The 7,449-nt window shown below is 69.6% G+C and carries 7 protein-coding genes; 1 reads left to right on the top strand and 6 read right to left on the bottom strand.

The annotated features are described in order from the left end of the window. Window positions 1-62: 62 nt before the first annotated feature. The 6 genes from QGG75_15030 to QGG75_15005 are packed head-to-tail and all read right to left on the bottom strand — an operon-like array spanning window position 63 to window position 7,012. Complete coding sequence (locus QGG75_15030; protein ID MDP6068546.1) at window positions 63-1,958, bottom strand: nucleoside-diphosphate sugar epimerase/dehydratase; 1,896 nt, start codon at window positions 1,956-1,958, stop codon at window positions 63-65. Between the two features lies 1 nt (window position 1,959). Then, entirely contained in the window at window positions 1,960-2,943 is a 984-nt protein-coding gene (locus tag QGG75_15025; GenBank protein MDP6068545.1) for a glycosyltransferase family 4 protein, read from the bottom strand. 37 nt (window positions 2,944-2,980) lie between these two features. After that, entirely contained in the window at window positions 2,981-4,207 is a 1,227-nt protein-coding gene (locus QGG75_15020) for an O-antigen ligase family protein (GenBank protein ID MDP6068544.1), read from the bottom strand. Beyond that, window positions 4,204-5,349, bottom strand: coding sequence for a glycosyltransferase family 4 protein (locus QGG75_15015; protein ID MDP6068543.1), 1,146 nt, complete (start codon window positions 5,347-5,349; stop codon window positions 4,204-4,206). Before QGG75_15015 ends, QGG75_15020 begins: the two co-directional genes overlap by 4 nt. Next, window positions 5,346-6,197 (bottom strand): methyltransferase domain-containing protein, encoded by an 852-nt coding sequence (locus tag QGG75_15010; protein ID MDP6068542.1) that lies wholly within the window; start codon window positions 6,195-6,197, stop codon window positions 5,346-5,348. Before QGG75_15010 ends, QGG75_15015 begins: the two co-directional genes overlap by 4 nt. Window positions 6,198-6,199: 2 nt before the next feature. Next, the gene (locus QGG75_15005) at window positions 6,200-7,012 is read right to left on the bottom strand and encodes a hypothetical protein (GenBank protein MDP6068541.1); all 813 of its coding nucleotides are present in this window, start codon (window positions 7,010-7,012) and stop codon (window positions 6,200-6,202) included. Window positions 7,013-7,102: 90 nt separating this feature from the next. Between QGG75_15005 and QGG75_15000 the strand changes: the two genes are divergently transcribed. After that, the coding region (locus QGG75_15000; GenBank protein MDP6068540.1) for a CDP-alcohol phosphatidyltransferase family protein at window positions 7,103-7,449 on the top strand (347 nt) is incomplete at its 3' end.

The raw sequence follows: 7,449 nt of genomic DNA, 5'->3' as shown, positions 1-7,449 counted from the left end.
CGGATGGTGACGGGGCTATCGTTGGGGGACATGGGGAACTCTCCGGGAATAAACGGTGGCGACTATTGCGGCCGGCGGTAATCGGGCACCAGCGCCGCCAGGCGGGCCAAGGTGTCGTCGGTGTGGCGGGCCCGGGCGGCGGCCGCCAGGTCTTCGAGCGCGGCCTCCAGAACGGCCCGCTCGGGCGCCGGCGGATTGCTCAGCAGGATGCCCTCGTAGCGCGTCTCGACCAGCTCCTCGAGCTCGCCAAAAAGCCGCTCATGCAGTTTTTCGCCGGGACGCAGCCCGGTGAACTCGATGGCCACGTCCTTGTCGGGACGCCGGCCCGCCAGGCGGATCATCTGCCGCGCCAGGTCCTGGATGCGCACGGGCTCGCCCATGTCCAAGACGAAGATGCCCCCGGCCCGGCCGCCCTGGTCGGCGGGGATGGCGCTGGCCTGCAGCACCAGCTCGACGGCCTCTCGCGTTGTCATGAAATAGCGTGTGATCTCGGGGTCGGTGACGGTGAGCGGCCCGCCGCGGGCCAACTGGCGCTCGAAAAGCGGCACCACCGAACCGGTCGAGCCGAGCACGTTGCCGAAGCGCACGATGACGAAGCGTGTGGCGCCGCCGTCGCCGGCCAGGGCCTGGCAGGTGAGTTCGGCCAGGCGCTTCGAGGCCCCCATCACCGATGAAGGCTCGACCGCCTTGTCGGTGGAAATCAATACCATCACGGCGGCGCCGTGTTCGAGGCAGGCATCGGCCACGGCCTTGGTGCCGATGGCGTTGGTCAGCACTGCCTCGTTGGGGTTCTGCTCGTTCAGCGGCACGTGCTTGAAGGCGGCGGCGTGGAAGACGAGCTCGGGCTTTTCGCGGCTGAAGACGGCGGCCAGGCGGCCCTCGTCGCGGACGTCTCCGAGCACGGCGCTGCGCGAGAGTTCGGCAAAGTCCTCGCCGAGCTCCAGGTCGATGGCATAGAGCGCGTGCTCGCCGTTGTCCAAAAGCGCGAGGTGGGCGGGCCCGAGCGCCGCCACCTGGCGCGCCAGTTCCGAGCCGATGGTGCCGCCGGCCCCCGTCACCAGCACCCGGCGCCCGGCCACCAGGGCCTGCATGGCCTCACGGTCGAGCACCTTCTGCGGCCGGCCCAGGAGGTCCTCGACGGCGATGGGGCGGAGATCGAGGGGCCGGTCATCGAGCCCGCCCGAGCTGAGATCGGTGATGCGCGGTGCCCGGGCGATGGTCATGCCGCGGCGCTCGGCAAGATCGAGGAGCCCGGCCATGACCGTTCCGGCGAAGCGCTCCGAGGTCACGATCAGGCGCTGCGGCCGCCGGCCGCGCCGTGCCAATTCGTCGATCACCGCCTCGGCCTCGGCGGTCGAGCCCAGCACCCGGACGCCGCGGATGTCGCGGCCCTGACGGCCGGGCCGGTCGTCGACGATGCCGACCACGCGGTAGCCGGCATGGCTGGAACGCCCGATCTCGCGGATATAAGCCTCGGCCTCGTCGCCGGCGCCGACCAGCAGCACCGGCACCAGGTTGGGGTCGGAGCGCTCGAAAGCCGCCCCCAGGTTGCCGTCCTTGAGGGCGCGATAGAGAAAACGCGGTCCGCTGAGCATCAGCACCAGGAGCGGCCAGTTGATGAAAAGCGCCGTGCGCGGGAAGTCCTCGAGGCGGGTGAAGACGAACATGATGGGCAGGAATATCAAGATACCCAGCGTCACCGCCTTGACGATGGCGATCAGGTCGTTCAGCGAGGCGTAGTACCAGATGCCGCGATAGAGACCGGTGCACCAGAAGGTCAAGGCACAGACGGCGGTGAAAATAAGCGTCCCCTCCCAGAGGAACCCGAATCCCTGCGGCGCGCCGTAGGTGACGTAGCGGATCATCACCGCCAGCTCGAAGCTGGCCGCCGCCATGACCACGTCGTGCAGCGCCACGAGGGCGATGCGCCGGTTGAATGTCAGGCGTGGTGGTGACACGTCAGTCGGGTTCCGGTTTTTTCTTGCCGCCTTGCTGGCCGGCGAAATACCACAACAGCGCCGCCGTGGCGAGCGCCGCCGCCACCAGGGCCGCCAGCGCCTGCCATAGCGCCAGCACGGCGAGCCCGCAAAGCACCAGATCGAGGGCCACGATGCGCCGCACCACGGGCGCGTGGCCGCCGCCGGCAGCGGCCGCGAGCTGGTAGAAATGGCCGCGGTGGGCTTCTGTCAGGCGCTCGCGGCGCCAAGCCCGGCGGCCCAGCGTGATGGTGGCGTCGGCCAGGTAATAGAGCGGCAGGATCAGGGCCGGCGCCCAGTAGCCCCGGGCCGCGATGCTGAGCAGCAGCCAGGCGATGATGAAACCCAGCGGCACCGCGCCCACGTCGCCCAGGAAAAGGCGCGCCGGCGACCAGTTCCAGTACAGGAACCCCAGCGCCGCGGCAGCTACCAGGGCCGCCGGAAGGGCCAGGTCGGACAGCGGCACGAAGGCGGCCAGCAGCACGATGCCGCCGCCGATGGCGGCGCTCTCGGCGCCGCTGATGCCGTCGATGCCGTCCATGAAATTGTAGAGGTTGACGAACCACAGCCAGGCCAGGCCGCTGAGAGCCAAGTCGGCCCAGGGCGGCACCAGGCCCTGGAAAACCATGAGCTGCGGCGGCAAGGTCAGCAGGCCCAACGCCACCGCCAAGGCCTGGACCGCCAGCCGCAGCCCGACCGCCACGCCCCGCAGATCGTCGAGCCAGGAAAGCCCGGCCAGCGCCGCCGTGGCCGCCAGCACCACCAGCACCCTCTCCGGCGGCAGGGCCGGCGCCATCAGGGCGGCCGCCAGCCAGATCACGATAATGCTGGCGACCACCGCAATGCCACCGCCCGTGGGTGTCGGCACGGCGTGGCTCGAGCGCTCAACGGGATGGTCGAGGATGGCGCGCCGGCGCAAGATGCGCAGCATCAGGCCGCTGCCGAAAAGGGCTGCCACAAAAGCCATCCCAGCCGCCACGAACGTTGCCAGCCACATGGCCTGCTTATAGCAAAGGCCGCCCCGCCTGGCCCGGCTTTTCGTCTCCGCCCAGCAACGCCGTGGTGATAGCGGCCGCCAGGGCCAGCGTCGCCAGCCACCAGTTCTGCCAGATACCGAAGGACAGCGAGGCCACGCCCAGCGCCGCCGCCAGCGCCGCCGCCGCGGCGGCCCGCGGCCAGGCCGGCAAGCGCCCCGCCGCGGCCAATCCGATCAGCGCCAGCGCAGCGAAAGCGGCGGCGCCCGGCAGGCCCAATTCGAGCCACATCTGCAGCGCCGCGGTGTGGGGGTGCAGCGACATCCGGGGGCCGTGCTCGATGGCCTCGACTTGACCGCCGGGAATGGCCCGCGAGCTGTCGAGGCCCCAGCCCAGCACCGGCCGCTGGGCGATGGTGCGGGCGCTGAAGTTCCAGATATGGACGCGGTGCAGCGCCGAATCGCTGAGCTCGGGAAAGCGGGCGGCGAAGCCTTCCGGGGTCAGCACGGTGCGCGGCACCAGGGGCGCGAGCAGGATGCCCGCCACCACCAGCAGGGCGAAGATCCTGAGCGCCCGGCGGCCGCCGAAGAAGACCGCCAGCCCGACCAGGGCCGCCAACCCCAATGCCAACTGGGCCGAGAGGCTGACGCCCCACAGCAGCAGCGCCGCCGCCAGGGCCAGCAACACCGCCCCGGCCCCGGCCCGACGCCGGCCCAGCTCCAGGGCCAGCGGCCAGACCACGATCAAGAGCGCCACCAGCCCGGCGTTGAGGATCGAGAGCTCGAGCAGCGGCAGCCCCGGCCGGGGGCCGCGCAAAAAGTTGGCCAGGGGCAGCCCGGCGGCCAGTTCGACAACCAGCAGCACAAGCCCGAGCCCCAGGCCATAGAGCGCCAGGCCGGCCACCGTGCGCCGCTCGTGGGCCTCCAGATCGGCGGCCGCGGCAATCAGGCCCAGCGCCGCCAGGAAGATGACGATCAGCGATTTCAGCAGACTCAGCGTCTCGTCCGGTACGATCGACCAGAGCACGCTGCAAAGCGCCCAGCCCAGCGTCAGGCCCAGCACGATGCCCAGCGGCCGGCGCAAGCGCGGCACCAGACGGCGGCGGATGGCCAGGCGGGCCAGCAGCGGCAGCGCTACGAAAAGCAGCAACGCCGTTTCACCCTTGGGCGCCAGCACCGCCAGCGGCAGATAAAGAAAGGCCGCCAGGCCGAGCCAGTGGCCGGCGTGCAGGCGGCCGAGCGGGGCCAGCAGTTTCATGGCTCGATTGTGCCCGAGGGCAACACGGCGCGATAGGTGGCAAGCGATCGGGCGACGAAATCCTCGAGGGAAAACTCGGCCACGGCGCGCTGGCGGCTCTGCTCTCCCAGGCGTCGGCGCAACTCGGCATCGCCCAACAGGCGCTCCAGCGCCCCGGCAATGGCGCTGCCGTCACGGGCCGGCAGCAAAAAGCCGTTCTGGCCCTCGGCCACCACCTCGCGGCAGCCCGGTACGTCGCTGGTGACGATGGGCTTGCCCGCCGCTGCGGCCTCGATCAGCACCCGGGGCAGACCCTCGCGATAGCTGGGCAAACAGACGATCTCGGCCCGGCCCAGCAGCCCCGGCATGTCGTCCTCGAAACCCCACCATTCGATGATCCCTTGGTCCTGCCAGCCCTTGATCTCGACCTCGGCGATATAGGTCGGGTTGTCGGGATCGGTGCGGCCGACCAGCACGCAGCGCGCCGCCACGCCCTTTTGTTTGAGCAACCTGGCGGCCTCGACGAATTCCCGCGCCCCCTTGTCGCCGATGATGCGGGCGGGGAAGACCACCAGGCCGGCCTCGGCGGCTGCCGGCTTGAAAACCTGCATGTCGACGCCGCAGCCGCGGATCATCACCACCCGGGCCGGATCGACCAGATCTTGTTGGCGAAAGAGCTCGAGGTCGTCGGGGTTCTGGAAGATCGCCCGGCTGTTGCCGTGGCCCAGCGCAAAGCGGTAGAGCGCCAGCACGAAGCGTCGTTGCAGCTGCGCCGCGGCGCCCTCGATAAGAAACAAGTACCCCAATCCGGTGACGGCGTGGACCACCGCCGGCAGGCCCATCAAGCGCGCCAGCAAGCCGCCGTAGAGCACCGGCTTCATGGTCACGCAATGCAACAGATCGGGCCTGATGCGGCGCAGCAGGCGGGCCATGGCAATGATCAGGCGCAACTCGCCCAGCGGCCCGCGGGCGCCGCGGCGCAGCGGATAGTCGTGATGCTCGATGCCGGCGGCCCGGATTGTCGCCACACTGCCCTCCTCATAGGGCACGGCCACGTGGACCTCCAGGCCGGCTTGCCGCGCCGCCACGGCCAGGGGCAAACGGTGGCTGACGAAAAAGGGCGCGTCGTTGAGCAGGAAGAGTATTTTTTTTCGTGTGCTCATGCGGCTTTGCGCCCGAGGTAATTGAAATGCGTGGTCCCGAGCGGCGCCAGCCAGCTTCCTTCCAACCCGGCTTCCAGCGCCGCCAGGGATTCGAAAGCGGGCCGGTTGGGAAAGACGCGAAACCGGCGCAGCGCCAGGCAGTCGAACCCTTGGCCGGCGAAGGCCCGGCGGATGGCCCCGGCCCTGGTCACCCGCTCGACGCCATAAAGCACCTCCCGGCCGTCCGGGCCGGGCTGTGTGGCTACCCGCGGCCAGCCCCGGCGCCAGAGCAACTCCGCCTGCAACAGCGGATTGAGGGCGTTGGCCTCGGAGATCGCCAGGTGTCCCCCGGGCGCCACCAGGCGGGCGAGATGGGGCACCACGGCGGCGCGCGGCTCGAGGTGGTGAAAGGTCTGCTCCAACCAGACCAGGTCGAAAGGCTCGGATTCGAGTTCCAGCAGCGGCGTGCCGGAAAATGAGAGATCGAGAACCCGGCCCAGGGCCGCTTCGAGAACGGCCTGGCGGGCGCGGGCGGCCGCCAGGCGGTCGGGCCGCACCTCGAGCGCCATCACCCGGGCGCCCAAGAGCGCCAACCAGAGCGATTCGCTGTCCAGGCCGCAGCCCACCTCCAGCACCCTGAGGCCGGGCTGCTTGCGCACCAACGTTTCGGCCTCGCACACCTGGTTGGCATAGAGGCGCCGCATGCGCGGGCCGAAGGAACGGCGAAAGCTGGCGTAGTAGGCCTCCAACACAGCTTGTTCCGGGCTCGGCAGGCGCGGCTCGGCAAACCACCAGGCGAGAAATTCTGCGATGCCGCCGGCCAGCGGCGGCAAGTCGCCGGCGACTTCGAACTCAGCCAGGTTCGCCATGGCTAAGCCGGCCCGGCGAGGCCGATGGGCCCGAGGTCGAGATGGTCATAGTGACGCCCCAAATCGCTAAGCCTGGCCTGCTGATCCGGGCTCAGCAACTCGGCGCCGCGGCCGCTGCCGCCGACGTTGCGCCGCGTGCCCTCGGCGCCGTCGGCCTCTCCCACCGCTGCGGCCAGAGCTTCGGGTGTCGTTTCGATTTCGTAATAACCCAATATGGCGGCCAGCGCGGCCTCCTTGTCGGCCATCAACTGCTCGTAGGTCAACCAGTGTACCGACACGTTGGCTGCTGCCGCCGCCCGCCAGCCGGCATAGAAATCGAGGTACCAGGGCGCCGCCACGTCGATCAATTGGTCGAACTGCGCCGCCTGGGGACGGGCAAAAAAATCGTCGGCCACGGTGATCACCGGGGTCTGGCGCGATTCCCGCTCCAGGTGGTCGCGCAAGGACACGATGGCATCGCCGAGGTCGCGCACCAGCACCACCGGCCGGATGGCGAATTCGCGCATCAAGGCGAGGTTGGGCCCGGTGGCCCGGGTGTGCTGCTGGCAGGTCACGTTGATGGCGTAGCTGTCGACCAGCTTGGGCAGATAGAGGTCCTGGGCGTTGAGGGGATCGTCGCCGAGGAAGTAATTCAGCGTGCCGCTGGCCCGGGCCAGGGCCGAGACCAGGTAGGTCGAGCCCGACTTGGGAAAGCTGGTGACGAAGAGGCAGCTTCCGCGCCGGCCGAACAGCTTCTTCAGCGCCAGCGTCAGGCGCAGCCCGCGCGAGCCGGTATTCAAGACCGAGCGTTCGATACGTTGACTGAATGTCGCCACGATGTCCCCTGCGCCGGCCGCAGTCTAACCCGCATTTCTCTCCTTGTCGTCGCTGGTGCCGGGGCGGCCGCGCGGTTATTCTCCCCGGCCATGAGCGATAGTGGAAATGATCCGCCCATCCCCCGCCGCGTCGGCCTGGCAGAAGTAAAGGCCTCGTTCCATGCGCCCAGGCCGGAGTGGTTCTTCACCACCTGGTTCGGCCGGCCGCTGGGCATGCTGCTGACGCCCTTGTTCTACAACACCGGCTGGTCGGCCAACGCCGTCAGCACGCTGCAGGCGCTGCTCGGCCTGGCCGCCTGCGGTCTGCTGGCCTGGGGCCAGGCGCCGGGCCTTTGGGCGGTGGCGCCGATTTTCTATTTCTCCTTCGTGCTCGACATGGTGGACGGCAACATCGCCCGCCTCTCGGGCCGGGTCAGCTATTGGGGCAAGTACCTCGA

It is taken from the genome of Alphaproteobacteria bacterium (assembly GCA_030740435.1).
Taxonomy (GTDB): Bacteria; Pseudomonadota; Alphaproteobacteria; order UBA2966; family UBA2966.
Note: the sequence above shows the minus strand (reverse complement) of the source record. Positions and strands in the feature narration are given on the sequence as shown.

Excerpts from the sequence above, each read along its gene's own strand:
- QGG75_15010 (MDP6068542.1), bottom strand. The coding sequence starts at position 6,197 with ATGGCGAACCTGGCTGAGTTCGAAGTCGCCGGCGACTTGCCGCCGCTG.
- QGG75_15020 (MDP6068544.1), bottom strand. The coding sequence starts at position 4,207 with ATGAAACTGCTGGCCCCGCTCGGCCGCCTGCACGCCGGCCACTGGCTC.
- QGG75_15025 (MDP6068545.1), bottom strand. The coding sequence starts at position 2,943 with ATGGCTTTTGTGGCAGCCCTTTTCGGCAGCGGCCTGATGCTGCGCATC.
- QGG75_15015 (MDP6068543.1), bottom strand. The coding sequence starts at position 5,349 with ATGAGCACACGAAAAAAAATACTCTTCCTGCTCAACGACGCGCCCTTT.